This is a genomic window from Acidobacteriaceae bacterium, from assembly GCA_035944135.1.
Lineage (GTDB): Bacteria > Acidobacteriota > Terriglobia > Terriglobales > Acidobacteriaceae > Granulicella.
Genome location: DASZBM010000010.1, coordinates 664,871 through 682,860 on the forward strand (window position 1 = coordinate 664,871; position 17,990 = coordinate 682,860).

11 protein-coding genes are annotated in these 17,990 nt (G+C 55.8%); 5 read left to right on the forward strand and 6 right to left on the reverse strand.

Annotation, left to right across the window (positions count from 1 at the left end; translation table 11 throughout):
- Positions 1-32 precede the first annotated feature (32 nt).
- Positions 33-2,177, forward strand: a complete 2,145-nt coding sequence (locus tag VGU25_17280; GenBank protein ID HEV2578962.1) for a hypothetical protein — start codon at positions 33-35, stop codon at positions 2,175-2,177.
- A 205-nt stretch (positions 2,178-2,382) separates the two neighbouring features.
- Here the strand turns inward: VGU25_17280 and VGU25_17285 are convergent, their stop codons facing one another.
- On the reverse strand, positions 2,383-3,159 hold the full coding sequence (locus tag VGU25_17285) for a 6-phosphogluconolactonase (GenBank protein ID HEV2578963.1): 777 nt from the start codon (positions 3,157-3,159) through the stop codon (positions 2,383-2,385).
- A 109-nt stretch (positions 3,160-3,268) separates the two neighbouring features.
- Complete coding sequence (locus tag VGU25_17290) at positions 3,269-4,360, reverse strand: LacI family DNA-binding transcriptional regulator (protein ID HEV2578964.1); 1,092 nt, start codon at positions 4,358-4,360, stop codon at positions 3,269-3,271.
- Positions 4,361-4,737: 377 nt separating this feature from the next.
- On the opposite strand from VGU25_17290, the gene VGU25_17295 reads away from it, so the two are divergent.
- The 4 genes from VGU25_17295 to VGU25_17310 are packed head-to-tail and all read left to right on the forward strand — an operon-like array spanning position 4,738 to position 11,997.
- Positions 4,738-8,067, forward strand: coding sequence for a carboxypeptidase-like regulatory domain-containing protein (locus tag VGU25_17295; GenBank protein ID HEV2578965.1), 3,330 nt, complete (start codon positions 4,738-4,740; stop codon positions 8,065-8,067).
- A gap of 25 nt (positions 8,068-8,092) precedes the next feature.
- Positions 8,093-9,313, forward strand: coding sequence for a glycoside hydrolase family 88 protein (locus tag VGU25_17300; protein ID HEV2578966.1), 1,221 nt, complete (start codon positions 8,093-8,095; stop codon positions 9,311-9,313).
- Between the two features lie 33 nt (positions 9,314-9,346).
- Positions 9,347-10,612 carry a hypothetical protein gene (locus tag VGU25_17305; protein ID HEV2578967.1) on the forward strand — a complete coding sequence of 422 codons (1,266 nt, stop codon included), beginning with the start codon at positions 9,347-9,349 and terminating at the stop codon, positions 10,610-10,612.
- A gap of 35 nt (positions 10,613-10,647) precedes the next feature.
- The gene (locus VGU25_17310; protein ID HEV2578968.1) at positions 10,648-11,997 is read left to right on the forward strand and encodes an MFS transporter; all 1,350 of its coding nucleotides are present in this window, start codon (positions 10,648-10,650) and stop codon (positions 11,995-11,997) included.
- 839 nt (positions 11,998-12,836) lie between these two features.
- Here the strand turns inward: VGU25_17310 and VGU25_17315 are convergent.
- The 4 genes from VGU25_17315 to VGU25_17330 all read right to left on the reverse strand — a co-directional run bounded on the left by VGU25_17315 (position 12,837) and on the right by VGU25_17330 (position 17,419).
- Positions 12,837-13,730 carry a hypothetical protein gene (locus VGU25_17315; protein ID HEV2578969.1) on the reverse strand — a complete coding sequence of 298 codons (894 nt, stop codon included), beginning with the start codon at positions 13,728-13,730 and terminating at the stop codon, positions 12,837-12,839.
- Positions 13,731-13,739: 9 nt separating this feature from the next.
- Positions 13,740-15,161, reverse strand: coding sequence for an MBOAT family O-acyltransferase (locus tag VGU25_17320; GenBank protein HEV2578970.1), 1,422 nt, complete (start codon positions 15,159-15,161; stop codon positions 13,740-13,742).
- 235 nt (positions 15,162-15,396) lie between these two features.
- Positions 15,397-15,639: an acyl carrier protein gene (locus tag VGU25_17325; protein HEV2578971.1), complete on the reverse strand. Its 243-nt coding sequence runs from the start codon at positions 15,637-15,639 to the stop codon at positions 15,397-15,399.
- Entirely contained in the window at positions 15,632-17,419 is a 1,788-nt protein-coding gene (locus VGU25_17330; protein HEV2578972.1) for an HAD-IIIC family phosphatase, read from the reverse strand. Before VGU25_17330 ends, VGU25_17325 begins: the two co-directional genes overlap by 8 nt.
- Positions 17,420-17,990: the final 571 nt, after the last annotated feature.

Sequence of the window (17,990 nt, forward strand, 5' to 3'; positions counted from 1 at the left end):
TGCGCGAAGAAGCCTTGAGAGGAAGGTTGTTGATGTCGATATCGAATCTTAATTGGAGACTGGTTTTACCGTTCTTGCTCGCCGTTCCGCCGTGTGCGCTAGGACAAAAATCAGGAGCACGAACCGCACACAACTCGGCGATCGACTGCAGCCTGAGCGCAGACGGCAGCTATGTTGTGCGGTATTCCGCAACCGGATGGAAGTTGGATGGTCAGCTCCCCGAGCCCGTGGGCAAGGTAAAGAGCACTTCGGGTGAAGACAAAGTGGGGCGCTTCCATAGTCTCGCGATTAGTTTTTCCAGTGGCGCCCGTCGTGCGGAAATCCGAGTATACGATAGCCGCCCCACCGTTGAGTTTCGCGATGAGTGGGTTTCCGCCGGCGATAACACGACTCCGTTCCCGACCTTTGCGCATGTTCCGGTCGAGCAGGAACAGCTGTCCTTCCAGTCGATCAACTTCGGCTTCTATCAGTTTGGCAAGCTGAATCCCGAGGGTCCGTGGGTCTTCTTCGACAAGTCCGCGCACGCGCTGATCGTGTCACCCGCCGATCACTTCCTCGTCTCGAAAATGGCTGCTGATGAAACTGGAGGAGCGACGATCGGAATCGATCCAGAGATTAAGAGCATGCCTGCCGGTTTCGTTCACACCACGCTCCTCTCTACCGGTGATGGCGTAAACGATGCATTCAGTTCGTGGGGTTCCGCGCTCCTGGCAATCGGCGGCAAACACGCCGCGCCGAACAATGCCGACGCGCTACTGAACAAGCTTGGCTATTGGACGGACAACAAGACCGTCTACTACTACAAGTTCGACGAATCGAAAGGATACGCCGGAACACTGCTTGCCGTGCGCGACGAGCTCAAGCGACTCAACGTTCCGATCGGTTACATGCAGATCGATAGCTGGTTCTACCCAAAGGGGCCGCAGTCGCGCTGGGAAACGAAGGGCAACACGCCGGAATTTGGTGAGACGGAATATCGTGCCGACAAGACACTATTCCCAGATGGCATGAAGAAGTTCCAGCAGAATTTGGGACTCCCTCTTGTAACACACGCTCGCTGGATCGCTCCGCAAAGCCCATACCACCAGCAGTACAAAATGTCCGGTAACGTCGCGATCGATCCGAGGTTCTGGCAATCGACCGCGGACTACCTCCATGATGCCGGCGTGATCACGTATGAGCAGGATTGGTTGGACAAGAATGCACACGCCGAGACGAACCTTACGGATCCTGGTGCGTTTCTGCGCGAGATGAACGATGCCATGCAGGCTCAGAACATGAGCATTCAGTACTGCATGACGCTGCCGAGCGACTACATGGCAAGCACGCAGTATCCCGCAGTACGAACCACGCGCACCAGTGGCGACGGCTTTGAGCGTCGCAAATGGGACCGGTTTCTGTACGACTCGGAACTCGCCAAGGCTGTGGGGCTATGGCCGTGGACTGACGCCTTTTTCAGCAAGGACCTCGGCAATCTCGTGATCTCGACGCTCTCGGCCGGTCCGGTCGGTGTAGGCGACGCGATCGGCGATTTCAACGTGAAGAATCTTATGTCCGTCATCCGCACCGATGCCACCATCATCAAACCAGACACACCACTCGTGCCCATCGATGACAGTTATCTTCGCGACAGCGAATCACAAAACTCTCCGATGGTAGCCGAGGCCACCACTGCAACCGCCAATGGCGACGTGCGATACGTCTTCGCCTATCCCAGGCAAGCAGCGGAAACGAGTGTCACGATTCCGTTGACCAAGCTTGGTGTGCGCAATCCGGTCTTCGCCTACGACTGGAGAGATCACACCGGAAGCGTCCTGAATCCGCAGGACAGTCTCACGATAGGGTTTGATTCCGGCTGGGGCTACGTTGTCCTAACGCCAGTAAACGCAGGCGGCGTTGCCTTGTTGGGAGACACGGAAAAAATTACCCCGATGGGAAGAACCCGTATCAGCGTGGAAGCTTCACATGGTGGTGAGTTGCTTGCCACAGTTCACTTCGCCGCCGGCGAAGGCCCCCGAGTCATCTCTGGATACGCCGCAAATCAGCCTGAAGTGAAAGCAACGGTCGGTTCCGTGACCGGGATTCACTTCGATCCCGCAACCCACATCTTCAGCATCGCCGTCTCCGCCGGAACCGAGAACCGAGCCGTTCTAAGCATCCGTCCGCCGAAAAGCTAGATTCCGCCGGCGGCGCGCGCTGCCGACAAGACTTTGCATACGTCAACCGATCTTAGTTTGGGTCTCCTCGTGGGCCACCCGTATTGGGCGGCCCTTTTTTTTGCTTTGCTCGCGTCTGGCTACTCGCGAGCAGCGCACCCCATCGTGCGAGTCACAAGAATAATCCCTCGGGACGACTAGAAACCGTCACTGTTATGGCGACGGTTCAAAGGTTTGCGGCTGCGTCCTGATCTAGGTAGAGCGTCGCGTCCGAATGGCGACGTAGTATCGTCGCAGGGCAATTCGTAGAGATCGGCCCTTCAATCAAGCGCTCTACCGCCGTCGCTTTGCGGGAGCCCACCACCGTCAGCACGAGTTTGGGCACACGGAACAACGCAGGAATCGTTACAGTGACGGCTACTTCGGGTACCTCCTCCAGTGAATCAAACCATCCCTCGGAGGCCTGTTGCTGTCTGCAGACAGGGTCAAGACGGACGATTCTCACATCTTGCGGATCATTGAAGTTGGCTTCGTCGGGGTCATTGAACGCAAGATGACCGTTCTCGCCGACGCCAAGCAGGCAAAGCTGCGGCGCCGTTTTTTGCAAATTCAAAGCATATTGCCGGCAGATCTCGTCGATATTCGGCGCCGTGCCATCGATTTCGTTGAACTCTTTCAACGTAACCTTTCTAAGGAGATGACGCTGAAGATAGCCTCGAAAGGATGCAGGATGGTCAGCCGGCATGCCGATGTATTCATCCAAGTGGAATCCAATCACCTTATTCCACGGCAAGCCCGGGATAGCCGTAAGAGCCTCAAGCGTCTCGATCTGTGAGGACCCGGTCGCAAAGATCACGCCAAACGCGCTGCAAGCCTTATCGAGGTTGACTAAAGCTTGCGCTGCCTCACGAGCCGCAGCATCGCTGGCGGATTTGAGATCTGCATAAATTTCGATATTCAAGGAATCGGCCTTGAGCCGTTGAAGCGCAGTAGTGGTCGCCAAGCGTGTTTTCTCCGGGCAAAGTTTTTTGATGTATCACCCCGCGTTTACTCGCCGCGAAGTCGAAAGTGGGTACTGGACACGGGAATGTCTTATCCCCGAATCAGGCGGTTCACCGCGTTAAGATTGTTGTGCTATTCGCCACCGCGCCGATCTCCTGAAGCGATTGTGGCTCGCTGGGTGCACTGCACGAATCTCGCTTCACAAACTCAGTCGGCATGGTGAGACGTCGTGGCTCGATGTCGGGCTTCGCGATGCGCTCCAGAAGCAGCTCCGCCATGTGCCGCCCCACCTGCTCAGGAAACTCGCGGATCGTAGTCAGCCCAGGGTTTAGCGAGCCGCCCACGGTGTCATTGCATCCGGCCACGCTGATGTCCTCGGGAATGCGCAGGCCGCGTTCGCGAAGTCCTCTATACACTCCACATGCCGTGGCATCGTTGCCAGCAAAGATCGCCGTTACCGGCTCACCCGTAGAGAGCAGATACTTCGTTCCGAGATATCCGATCTCCATCTCGTCGCTTGAATCGATGCTGCTCAATCGCGGCTGCAGTCGAACTTCCTCCATGCATCGCCGATAGCCTTCGTAATATCGCGCAAACCACGGCAGACGAGTATTGCCCACAAACCAGATCTGTTGATGCCCTAGGTCGACCAGGTAGCGAGTCATCTCCTCGCCACCCCTCGTTTCTCCGGAAAACACAACGTCATTCTTCAGCTCGGATACTTCGCCAAGGATGTTGTTCCCCAGCACCACATAGCCGATGTCCTTCTGTTCCAGCAGCTCCAACAGATTCGGAGACGTATTGCCCGCCAAAATCACTCCCCGAACCGCATCCCGCCGATGCAGCACCCTCGGCAAATGCAACTCCTTGGCGGCGATGTTCAGTGGAGCGTTGAAGGAGCAATAGAGCAGGTCCCATCCGTGCGCGGTGCAATACGTCTCTGCTCCCACAAGAATGCTGGCGTGAAACGGCGGAAGCGTCGACCGGTTGCTCAAAATGAAGGCCAGCGATCCCGGCCGGTTACGCTGCACTGGGTCAATCTTCAACTTCGCAGCCGTGTCCAGCACCAGCCGGCGCATCGCAGGATCCACGCGGCTGCTCCCGCTCAACACGCGCGACACAGTGGCCACGCTCACATTCGCCGCAGATGCGATGTCCTTCAGCCCCAGGCTTCCTTTGCGGACCGTGCGTGTTTCTTTCATCTGGACGACTCGCTTCGCATGCGACTTGTGTCTTCCTCACCAAAGAAGATCGAAGTGGGACTGGAGAAAACTTACCATCTATGAAAGAAAAAGAAAACAGAATTGACTGCTTCCCGTGCGAACTTCTAGAGCGCAACCACACTCCACCACAGAACACGCCTTCCCCTTTTCGATTAACCTGCCTGCTATCATATGGATAATCGCCCCTAGCGTCACGGTTAGTGGCATACTCCTCTGGGAAACTTTCCGTGGTAGCTGTGTAAATTTGCTGTTGACAGCTGCAAAGCAGGCCGATAGGTTATTGTCACATTCTTTTCCAGCTGAGCTGAAGGGACGGGAAGCTCTTCGGCCTTTCACCTGATTCAAGGAGTTGTGATTTGCCGCAACCACGATTCGTTCTCTCTAGGGCTCTCTCGCGTCGTCACATCGCTGGCACCTTTGCAGTTCTGGGATTAGCTACCTCGGCCGCCATGGCGCAGGGATTCGGCAGCATTCAGGGTACGGTCGTCGATCCAAGCGGCGCACTCATATCCGGCGCGAGTGTCGTTGCAACACAGATGAGCACGGGCGAGTCGCTGACCGTGCCCAGCAACAGCAGTGGGCGGTTCATCTTCCCGCAGTTGCTCCCGATGGAATACTCGGTCCGGGTCACATCTCCAGGCTTCTCCACCTACACGCAGAAGGGGATCACACTGCAGGCGGACCAGTCGCTGGTGCTGAATATCCAGCTGAGGCTAGGTTCGGAGAGCAGTAACGTCACCGTCGACGCCGATGCCGACCAGGTGAATACGACGAACGGTACGCTATCGCAGGTCATCAATCGCGCTCAGGTTGAAGAGCTTCCGCTGAACGGCCGCAACGCTGCTCAGCTCACAACGCTTGTCGCCGGAGCGGTGACCGGGCCAAATGACGGCGCTGACCAGGGTGTTACGAAGACATTTCCCGTCGTCGCCTCCACCTCTATTAACGGCTCGCAGATATTCGAGACCAATTACATGCTGGATGGCGGTAACAACGTCGACGAATACACCGACGTGAACGGCCCGTTCCCATTCCCGGATGCTCTTCAGGAGTTCAGCATTCAGACGAGCAACTACAACGCAGAGTACGGCCAGAACGCCGGCGGCGTAGTGAACATCGTCGTCAAGTCCGGCCAGGAGAAGTACCACGGCCTGCTCTTTGAGTACGTTCGCAACGGCATCTTTAATGCCGCATCACCCTTCGGCTATGTACAGTCTTCGCAGTACGGCCTCCCCGTGAAGACGGTGGACCCGCTCAAGAGAAATCAGTTTGGTGGCACCTTCTCCGGGCCGCTGGCGATCCCGCACCTGTTCAACGCCCGCAAGACATTCTTCATGTTTGGCTATCAGAAGAGCTTGATCCGCGATGAGACGCCGAATAACTCCTTTGTCCCCACGGATGCAGAGCGGAGCGGCGATTTCTCCGCGCTCCTCACCGTCAACCCGGACAACCCCATCGGTTCGGCTGAAAAGATAAAGAATCCGACAACTGGCGCAAAGTATTCCGGCAACCAGGTTAACCCGAGCACGTTCGATCCCGCTGCTGTGGCATTGGAGCAGGATCTTCCGCACGCCACCGGCGACGGTCAGGTCTTCTACCAGGTGCCCCTCAAAGAAAACTTCGGTGAATATATCGCTCGCGTAGATCACACGTTCAGCGACAAAGATCAAATGTTTGCGCATTTCTTCTCCGACTCATTTCTCTACGGGGGCTATCTCAACCCTCAAAACCTGCTGACTTACACAGATCAGTCGACCATCGTCTACCGCAGCTCGCTCCTCTCCGAAACGCATATCTTCACCGCTCACCTGATGAACAACATCACGGTGAACTACATGCAGGAACTCGCCCAGCGTTATGCGCCGGACAACGCCCCTGACCTCGCCGACTATGGTGTCAACATCTGGCAGCCGGCTCTCAAGGCGATTGAGCGCCTGAAGGTGAAGGGCTATTTCAGCTTCGGCGCAAACCCCTACGCTCAATTCCAGCGCAACAGTTACAACCTGTCGGACGACATGCACTGGGTGCACGGCAACCATGACTTTGCGTTCGGCGGACGCATCGAGCTCAGCAAGATAGACAACGGCGGCCCGTATCAGGAGCCCGGTTTGTTCACCTTCAGCAAGCTCGCCGGCGACGGAGCAGCCAGCTTCCTGCTCGGCGCGGTCTCAACGTTCGTTCAGGGCGCTGGAACGTATACCTCGCTCCGCAACACATTCCCCGGCCTATACGCGCAGGATTCCTGGAAGGTCTCACGACGTCTCTCGCTCAACTATGGCCTCCGTTACGAGCCATATCTGCCCTGGGCGGAGGCGGATCATCGCGTCGAGATGTTCGATCCCCAGGCCTATGCAGCAGGCATTACTTCATCGGTCTATGTCAATGCTCCTCCGGGCCTCCTGTTCCCGGGCGACAAAGGCGTTCCGGAGCAGGGCTATCGCGCGATCTACACAGACTTTGAACCGCGCCTTGGCTTCGCACTGGATCTCTTCGGCAACGGCAAGACATCCTTGCGTGGTGGCGCCGGCGTCTTTTACGACACCCGCACCCAGGCCATCAACGCGTCCAATGCGTCGGGCGTGACACCGTTCGGCGTCTCCTTGCAGCTTACGAATCCCCAGGGACCCTTCTCGAATCCCTACAAGGGCATCACCAACCCATTCCCGACCGCAACCCAGCTGCCTTACGACGGCGCATTTCCGGTGCCGGTTCAGGTCTACACCTATAACCCGGTTGGATCTTTACCTCCCCCGACCACCTATCAGTGGAACCTGAGCGTGGAGCAGTCCCTCACGCAGAATCTATTTGCTCGCCTCGCGTATGTAGGATCGCGCACCACCCATCTGACCACCTTCCTGGAAGAGAACCCCGGTCAGGCCAATGCCTCCGGCACCGATGGCCCTCGTCGTTATTCGCAGTACGCGACCATCACCAATCTGAACGACGGCGCCAATGGAAGCTATAACTCGCTGCAGGCCACGTTGCAGCAACGGCTCTCGCATGGGCTCACATTTATGGCCAACTACACCTGGTCGAAAGCGCTGGATGATGGCCCCTACGATTACGGCGACTCGTTGAGCTATGTTTACCCCATCTATTATCCAAACTTCCGCAGTCTGGATCGCGGCCGTTCCAACTTTGACCGTCGCCACGTCTTTTCAGGCTCGTATGTCTGGAAGCTGCCCAGGCTGAACTCTCAAGCAGCCGCGCTTCGTGCCGTTGTCAACGGATGGGAAACTACAGGCATTGTGCAGATTCAGTCCGGCGATCCCCTCACGGTGATCTCTTCGGCCGACAGCTCGGATACAGCGATCGGCAGCGATCGCGCTCAATATAACGGCACCGCTCCCTATGCAGGCGGCTCCTGCTCCTACTCTGCTGGGCCGTGCCGAGCTTTCCTTAACATCTCCGCATTTTCTGTTCCCGCTTACGGAACCTTCGGCAACGTCAGTAAAGGTGAGTTCACGGGACCACGTTATGCAAATTGGGACGCCGGTCTTTATCGCGTCTTCCCACTTCACGAGCGAGCAACATTGCAGTTCCGCGCTGAATACTTCAACCTTCTCAACCACACCAACCTGGCCGACCCGGTCAATGATGTGAATGCATCGGGATTTGGCAACGTCATCAGCAACGGCAGCTACACGCCGCGCATCGCTCAGTTCTCCCTCAAGCTGGGCTTCTGACAGGCCCGTTGATGTGTCGAGGAATATGGTCAACATCAAGCGATACCGCCGTTCCGCAGCAACGCTCGCCCTGCTGCTTGCGGCTTTCTACGGAGCCATCCGGTCTGCGGGGGCGCAGAACGGGTCGGTGACCGGCGCGGAGAGATCGCTTCCCAGCGATCTCTCCGTCGCCGTCGTACAACAGACGATCAAGAACCATCCAACGCCAGCCTCGCTGGGACCGTGGGGCTACACGCGTGGCCTCACCCTCTATGCCATCGAGAAGGTGTATCAGAGAACGCGTGATCCGCAGTATCTCCATTACATCCAGGCTTGGGCAGATGCTCATGTCAACGCGCAGGGAGAGATCGATCACCCGATCGATGCTCTCGACGACATCCAGCCCGGTATGTTGATGCTCTCGCTGTATCGTGACACTCACGAGCCACGCTACAAGCTGGCGGCCGAGAGACTTCGCAAACGATTCGACTCCTACCCGCGCACTCGCGATGGTGGGCTCTGGCACGGCGCGGTCACCGATCACACCGATCAGCTATGGCTCGATGGCACCTATATGTCGCTGCCATTCCTGGTTCAATATGGGGAGCTCTTCGGAGGCCGCAACGCCGCGTGCGACGAAGCCGCTAAGCAGTTGTTGATTTACGCCAGTCATCTCAATGATCCCAGGACAGGATTGCTCTTCCATGCCTACGACGAATCCGGCACTCAGCCGTGGGCTCAGCCCGGCACGCATCATTCGTCCTTCTTCTGGGGCCGCTCCATGGGCTGGTACGGTATGGCGCTCATTGAGGTGCTCGACGTAATGCCGAGAAACAATCCTTACCGGCCGAAGCTGATTGCGCTGGTCAACCAATTTGTGGAGGCGTTTGACCGCTTCCAGGATCCGCAGACCGGTCTCTGGTACAACGTGGTCGACAAGCGCGATCAACCGGGCAACTGGCTCGAATCCTCCGCTTCGTCGATGTACATCTACGTCATCTCCAGGGCGGTTCAGCGAGGATATGTTCCGGGCACGTACGAAGCGGTAGCGTGCAAGGGGTATCGCGGCATGCTGACGCAGTTAATCGCTCACGCCGACCACGACGTCAGCGTAACGAATATCTGTGCCGGCACTGTCGTAGGAGACCTCTCATACTATCTGGCCCGTCCGCGGAACACCGACGACCTTCATGGTATCGGTGCATTTCTCTTAATGAACGAACAGATGCGGAATGCATCGTGCGTCCGGCGCATGCGGGCGCACTGACCGTATCGCACACAATAAGTATCGAGGGGCCGTATGTCGAGGAAACAGATTGCACTGTTGTCGGGCATCGTCCTGCTATGTCTTGCGAAGACAGGGAACGCACAGGTTCCGAAGGCCGATCGTAATCACGAAGCAGACATTCGCTCCGACATGGTCAAGTTCAATCCTCACTACCGTGAGTTCGTCGTGCCGCGGCGAAACGAGCTCAACGCACTGACCGCGCAGATCGAATCGCGCGAGGCTGCCGGAGAGAAGGTCACGTGCTCGCACCAAATCGCCATCGAGACTCGATGGCTGCTGGGCTACACGGCAGACTTCCCACGCATCGACCAGCGCCTCAGCGACCTGAAGGAAAGCTTGGCCCATCCGGAGAGGGAATCGAGAGCGGAGCAGGAAGATCCTCATGACGGCAGTTGGGGCGGCTGCTACACGGAGTGGTTCGAGCGCCTCGACGCATCCTATGACGTTCTCCAGATGGAAAAGGCCCGAGGCATTGCTCCGAAGTACCGCTTCAGTCTTCTCGACCGCGTCAATTCGCCTGAAAAGCTCCGTGCCTACTTCGCGTCCATCACCACCTCCGACGTCGCGCGCACCGGCGTCGATCACCGCAAGGAGCTCAACGCAGCCTTCGTTGATCTCATCCGTCTCATCGTCGCAGGCGATCCTGCAGAATACCCTTGGGACCCGCGATTAAAGCAGGAACTGCTGAACCTCACGTTCAATCAATACCGCAATCAGCAGACAGGGTGGTGGGGTGAGAGCTACATCCACGACAGCCGGCGCGAGTACGTCGACGATCTCAGCATCACCTTTCACATCGTCGTCGCTCTGGACGACGATGTGCCACTGAAGCGCAAAGTGGCGAGAACTCTGTTCGCTCTTCAGGACATGAAGTACCCCGCAGGCTGGAGCGAAAATCAGAGCAATCATGACAACATGGATGTCATCGTGCTCATGCGGGCGACCTGGAACGAGATGACCCCTGAACAGCGCGAGCGCGGAGCCGAAATCATCAACCGCATGCTGCATTGGTGTCTCACCGAATCGCTGCAGCCGGACGGATCATTCAGGCCCGGCCCCGGCGGCGACGATTCCATCGAAGAAGGCGAGCACTTCGGTGTCGCCTTCCTCAGCCGCATCGGCTACTTCGACAAATCGAAACGCTTCTGGACCAGCCAGGACTTCCCGGAGGCCGAGACCAACCGCCAGCACATCATCCAGTTCATCAAGGCTCATCAGAACACTGGCGCCGCCGGCGGCGCTTATTACTCCAGCGCTCTGCACGAAATCACGCAATAGTTCATCAACTAATCTTCCAGGCGCACAAGACCACAATGCCACAGTCCGCAGCCACAGCAGGTGAACTCGAGGACTTCGGTCTGCACAAGCGGCCGTCCTCCCGTTCACATTCCCTTCGCTGGTGGATCTGTGCGCTTCTCTTTGCCTCAACAGTCATCAACTATCTCGACCGTCAATCTCTGGCGCTGCTCGCTCCCAACCTCAAGACCATCTTTCATTGGGACAACACTGACTACGCCGATCTCGTGATCGGCTTTCGCATCGCCTACACGCTCGGCCAACTCTTCTGCGGACGATTCCTGGATCGCGTCGGAACTCGCAAAGGCACATCCATCACCGTCGCATTTTATTCGGCAGCTTCGCTCCTGACGCCTCTCGCCAACGGCTTTGGCGCATTCCTCGGCTTTCGATCCCTGCTCGGACTCGGGGAGTCTGCCAACTGGCCAGCCGCTACAAAGGCCGTCTCCGAGTGGTTCCCCGCTCAAGAACGCGCTCTTGCCACCGCATTCTTTGACAGTGGCTCCTCGCTCGGGGGCGCCATCGCTCCCTTTCTGATCTTCTCGATCTACGATCACTGGGGATGGAGACCTGCATTCGTCGTGCCCGGCTTGCTGGGCGTCGTTTGGCTGTTTCTCTGGCGCCGTTTCTACTACAGCCCAGAGCAGCACCCGCACATTTCACCTGAAGAACTCTCTCTGCTCGAAAACGAGAGGCGGACCAGCGGAACGCACGACTCCAGCGAGCGAATCCCACTCAGGGTTCTTCTGCGCCTCAGGCAGACCTGGGGCACCGTTGCGGCGCGCGCTCTCACCGATCCTGTCTGGTTTTTCATTACCGACTGGTTTCCCATTTACCTGGTCTCGAAAGGGTTCACGCTCAGCAACAGCCTCCTCGCAGTCTGGGTTCCGTTTCTCGCCGCTGACGCCGGAGCCTATGTCAGCGGAATCCTTTCCGGATGGCTCATTCGCCGCGGATGGCCTGTGTTGCGGGCACGCAAGGTAATCGTCCTGGTTGGCGGCCTCGGAACGCTCAGCCTGATCTTCACCATCTTTACTCACAATCTGCTGGTGATCACTCTGCTCTTCGCCATCGCGACGTTTACCTACCAGGGCTTCTCAGTCGTAGCCAACGTCCTGCCCTCCGACCTCTATCAACCCGGAGGAGTGGCCAGCGTCAGCGGCCTCTCAGGCGCCGCCGCCGGCCTCGGCACTATTGTCGGATTTAAGGCTATCGGCTACTTCACCGATTCCAGAACTGCCGTCGGCACGCACGCGTTTGACCCGATCATGATCGTTTGCGGATTGATCCCGTTCATTGGAGCGATGGTGGTAATAGTGCTGATCCGCAGTCAACGGACGGCTTCCTCCGCGCTCAAATCTGTCTAATGTGGAAGGCGTAGCAATCATAATTCGGTTCTGAGAACTCTCTGCAGCGTTGTGTAGTTTCGATAAACGCTGCAGCTCTCGGAATCGCAACAATTCGATGAGTATTAGCCCTTATGGCTAAAGAAAGAGAATTGGTCGGGACGACTAAATTCGAACTAGCGACCTCACCCACCAATTGTGCGGATCGCGAAAGATAAATGGTCGGCCCTACTAGACGATTTCAGAACTTTGGACTTCTCAGAGACTGATGAGTGAGGCTGCTGGAGATCAGGTGGGGCGTGCGACGAGTGTGGCGGGCCTGTACCGGAGGAATCGACTAACTGATCCAATTTGATTGGTCGGCAAAGCAATTCAAGAAGCGCGTTCTCGTACCAGTCGTGGACGATCTCGTACCACAGCTCAATGAGTGCTAAGCCCTGTTCGCAATTGCTCACACTCAAGTTCCGGTCTGCGCGTTATCCGGGAGCGACTCGGATCCCCCCATAAGACCAGAATGTCGAGATGGTATTCGCGAGCCGTCCGCCAAATGGCGCAGGCGGCTCCACGTGGCGTTGGGCGTCAAGACTTGGAACCGCAGCGTTAGAGCTTCGAGTTATGATCGGGCGAGCCTCGCCTGCAGACAATTCGAACAGCTTGCAGTGAAGCCTCCGGCTATCCGAACTGATGTGACCAACCTCGACTGGCGGAGCCATATTTTACGACACATCGGGAGCCAATTGGTGCCGGGAACGCCAGAGACAAATAGACGTCGCCCTTCTTTCCATGCGTCCCGCAGACGTGCGAAGGCGAACATCTAGCCGTTCGCTAGATCGATTGTATAGGTTTCCCGTCGCCCTTCTTCAGCGCTGGCGCGCGAGTATGAGCTGTAGTTCCTCATTCAGTGCACGGCTGATTTCCTGAGCGCCGGCGGGCGTCAGGTGCGCGTCGTCGATGTAGTTATCCGGATTTTTTCGGAACTCGTCATATTTGTTGCTGTTGAAATCGATAAGAGCCTCTCCCGGGCGGATAGGGTTTACTCGCAACCTGTAACTCTGGAGAAAACCGCGTCGGGCCTCGAGGATGTTCGCACGGACGGGCGGTACCACAAAAACTATCTTGATTTCATGCGAGCGAAGCTCGCTCAGCAAAGCGTCATAATCACGTATCCCTTCGGGATCCACCGGCCACACAGGAGGGAGCCAGTCCGCAAGCATTTTTTTAGCTTCAATCACCCTGTCGCCGTTCGGAAAATACTCAGGCCCTTCACGAGAAAGCAGATCAAATTCCTTGCGAAATTCCTCACGCAGAATCGTCACCGAGCCTAGCGCCTCCGCCTTGCTTGGCGTGCCCATGCCTTTCTCCTTGATGTCGTGATCGATAGTCATTTCAGGGGCGAAGACACATAATGCAATGAGAAAATGCCCCGCAGGGAGAGCCTGGTCTATAAGTAGCTTTTCTTCGGTTGCGTTGCCGCCCGCGATTGATTCGTTATAGATTCGAAAATTTTGAATCGCACTTACGTCCCAATTTGCCGACATTGAAGAACCTATCAGCAATCCATTAAAGTTCTCGGGCACATACCGCTCGTTAAGCAGGTATTTTGCGGTGCGTTCGTTGTTATACACCCTCAACTGCCTACCCTGAGGGTTGCGAAACACACCAAATATATCGATGGCGAAGCTACTCGCACCGACGACCAGAATCAACGTAACGGTAAAAAACAATGTCAGGTAGAACCAGTGGCGGTAGGTCATAGGGAAATCCTAGAACCGAAAATAGATGAAGCTTTGTGAGATATGGGAATTCATAAAAATGAGAGCTACAAGAAATATTCCGGCGACAGAAAGGGCATCACGGTAGCCGGGCTTGAGTTCGCGGGCGATTTGATCAGATCCGCGACCGTAGAACGCCACGATTACACCTAGCAGCAGCGGGACGCCGAAGGTTGTCATACTGAAGCTCCTTCGGGTCATCGCAAGGTGCTCCAATGCGAGGGGTTGATGATAGTTGAACAGCGCGTTAATGAAGTTGGCCGCATCCGGGATGGTATTTGATCGGAAGAAGATGAACGCGATATCGACAAAAACAAGAGTTAAGCCCCAGGAAAGAGCCCAGTGGAGTTTTGGCAATTTCTTCTTGCGCCAGTATTGATTGATTGCGAGCGCCACCCCATGTAGGGCGCCAAATACTATGAATGTCCAGTTCGGACCGTGCCACAAGCCCGCTATTGTCATGGCAAGTATAGTTGCCACCGCAGCAGTGCGGAGAGTGATCCGACTGAATGATTTGAGGATCGGTGTATACATGTAGGAGGTGATGAAGTTCGATAGTGTGATGTGCCAGCGCTCCCAGAATTCGATGATCGACTTCGATCGCAGTGGCGCGTCGAAGTTTCGCGGGATTTCGATCCCGAGCATCATTGCCGAACCCCTAGCCATGTCGGTGTATCCGCTAAAGTCGAAGTAAATCTGTAAGGTGAAGGCGAGGCTGTAGGTCCATGCTTCAATCCCGGACAATCTCCCGGTTACATTGAAGCCGGAGTCGGCGATAGCTCCAAAGCAAAAAGCGAAGACTGTCTTCTTGAATGCTCCCATTGCGAAGAGGTAAAGGCCGCGCGAGAGTAGCTCGTAATAGTCGCCGGGCGGGTGACCGAAGTTCCCAAATTGACCCACCATTCGCTTTGCCTTCGCGATTGGACCGGAGATCACGTAGGGAAAGAACGAGACGAAGGTGGCATGATCGAGCAGATTAAGCGCAGGGACCAATTCGTCAGAGCAATCGACAAGGTACATGATTTGCGCGAGCGTGAAGAAGCTGATTCCAAGCGGGAATGCAAGATTAGGAAGGACGTGATGCGATCCGAAGTAAGGGATAACTCCGAGAAAGAAATTGAAATACTTGAAGGAACAGAGAAATGCCACGTTTAGGATGATTCCAAGTCGTAGCCAATACCCGCGAACGTGCTGCGGTGCCCTTCTCATGAAATTCGCCACTGCCCAGTTCGCCAGGATCGACGCTGCAAGGAAGATCAGATTGCTAGGCTTCCCCCAAGCGTAGAACAGCAAGGATGCGGCTAATATACATAGCTGCGCAGCGAGAGGGCCGAAGGCTCTGCGAAGGAAGACGCATAGCAACACCGTGGCGGGCAGGAAGCTCGCGATATAGACAAATGAATTGAAGAGCACTTATCGAACCTTTCCGCAAACCATTGGGCTAACAACGCAATCTGGCTTTCGGACCTCCGCGCGCGGAGTGATTGTCAAGATAAGCAAGGATCGCGATAGCCCAGATAGGCCGGGATGATCTCCACTTCCAGATACCTACGCATGCCATTCTTAGACGACCGGCGAGGCAGTCTCAATGTCACTTCGGGTACTGCTGAAGGTAATGCAGACAGTGGCACAAGGGTAACGTGCAGCGTCATTTTGCCGAGAGCTTTGTTTTGATAAGGTCGATCATGTCGCCCACATTCTTCAGTTCCTGTAGCTCGCCCAAAGCAAATTTTATACCGTAACGCCGCTCGATCGCCATCACAAGGTTGATATGCGATAGCGAATCCCAATCCTCGACGTTGCTCGCGTTCGACTCACGTGTCAGTACGAGATTGGGCTGATCGAGGATGTCACGAAAAATCGATTGCAGTTCTTCAAGAATGCTATCCACGTACGGTCTCCAGAACTTTGATGTGTCGGTTGCGCGGGGTGTAGTCAGAAATGTCGAGGCTCCAAATGGAGGCTTTGGTTTCGGGGTCGACGGAGACCGGACGAAATCCCAGCTTCTCATAGTGGTCCGCGACCATGCCATTTTTCTTTGTCGGAAGATAATACCCTTGAATCACGCGAACGCCCGCTTCGAAAGCATTTTGCACGATCGCATCAAGCATAGCGAGTTCCATATCACGCTTCAGGACGCGGCAGCTCATCAGCCAAAGATCGAGATGAAGCAGGTGGTACTCCCGCCGGCCGAGGATCACCGAGACCAGGCCATTGTCGCCAAAGCGATCGCTTAACTTGCCATAAATACCGATGTATTCGCCGTTGCGGGAAATGCCTTCCATCTCGGCTACGGTATATCGACGGGTTGTCAGGTTGAACTGATTTGCCTTATTCGTGAGTTGAACAATGCGATCGAGGTAGAGCGAGTTGAAACGCTCGATCTCGGCAGTCATCTCGAGGGAGTCGAGATATTCGCCGTAGTTGGCAAACTTTGATTCCATCTGGCTGCGGGCGGCGTTGGCCTGATATAGAGCGGCGCGTGAGAGGTCCTCCTGTGACATCGAAACCGGTTCGAAGTAGCGGCCTTCGTCGAGGAGAGTCGCAAACCGGGTAACGTCGCTGCCAACATCGGGCACGGCAATCTCCGGGATTTGGGCTTCGACGATGGCGCGTTCGGCCGGATTATCATCCACGAAAACGAAGCTATCCACGCCGAGATTCAATTCCTTCGCGATCGCGAGGATGTTTTCGGATTTCGGTTCCCAATTTGCCTTGAAGCTGGAGAAGTGCTCGAGCTTCAGCACCGAATCGGGATGCTCGAACCCTTGCTTAGCGATCTTCTCGTCATTCTTTGAGCAGACTGCGAGCAGAATACCTCGCCGCTGCAGCGATAAGCAGTACTCCTGAAAAGCGGTGTAGGCTTCTGCCACTGGAGTTTCGCGGCCGATTTGTAAGTTGTCTATGCCATCGTCGCCAATCACACCGCCCCACAAGGTGTTGTCAAGGTCGAGTACGAGCACTTTCCGGCTTTTTCCGTAGATTCCTCGAACCATCGATGCAATGGAACGCGCCATAGCCAGACTGGCTTCGCTGGTAACAAGAATTTTGTAGCTGAAGTAACGGGTCCAATCAAACCATTGATTCAGCCCAATTCTTGATGAGAGCCTATGGATATCGTGCAGAAGCAAACGCGGATCAGCTTCTGCAGCCCGCGCAAATGCGGCGTTCATCTCTAGAAAAAACCGGGTCGCACCCCCGTTCGAAGAAGAATCCATGTTCCCGAAGGTTGCATAGGGCGGTAGCTCGAAGTTGTTCTGGATGATCTGAGCGGAGACGTTCTGCTCGATCGATTGCCAAATCTGCTGATAGCGCCAAAGTTCAGCATCGACGCAGGCCTGTCGGTCGGCTGCGGTAGAGTTCGCAGGGGGTACCGTTCGAACATTCAGGTAAGAAGTGTGAAGGTAAACGATGTCAGGCGCAAATGAGATTAGGTCCGCTGGATCCACCACTGTGTCTTCGTAAAACCTGCCGTACTCGGACTGGTGGAACTCGGGCTTGAATCCAGAAGCCAAGAGTAGAATTTCCAGAAGGTCAACAACCTCGTTGGTTGTAGAGCCGCCGAGTACGGCAATCCGAACTGGCTGGAGGTTCGCCGCTGCACCAAATTGGCGGCGCAGGCTCTTACGCTTGAGCAGAAGATCGACGGCGCTGAGTTGATCAATACCCATGAACAGACGATAGACCGCCTCTTTCCGAAAATACGATACCACCTATTGGCAAGGCCATGCTTCTCCACACGTCTTGCGCTGAGGACGGATCGTTTCAGGTCGGCAGAATCGACAGGCGCTGTATCTTGGGACCAGTTTACAGAATCCCTCCCGCTCTAAGCCTGAGACGCTGACGTGGAGGTGGTGGGTACCCACCCATGCATTTGTCCGATCATGCCCCGCCGTGTTTCTCTTAGCATCTCCAGTAAACAACTAAAGTTCGACCGTAGTATGGTTACCTACCGATGTCTTTCGCGCGCCTGGGCACCGACTTTCCTTGCTGTCTCGCGGACATTCTCTTTCACCGGCAAACCTTGCCCACGCCGCGTTTTCGGTTTGCTTGCCCTCGGTGATGTCCTGGCTCACTCCAAGCGCGAAGGAGAGCCGCTAAGTTGTGAGGGAATTTGGTGGCGCTGAACCCTGTCGAACGAGTTCATGTATGCATATAAGAGGAGATTCTGATGGCTGAACGAATTGCGAGTTGCATGAACACCCTCGCGTTCAACTTGGCTCTCAATCTCTTAACCCGAGC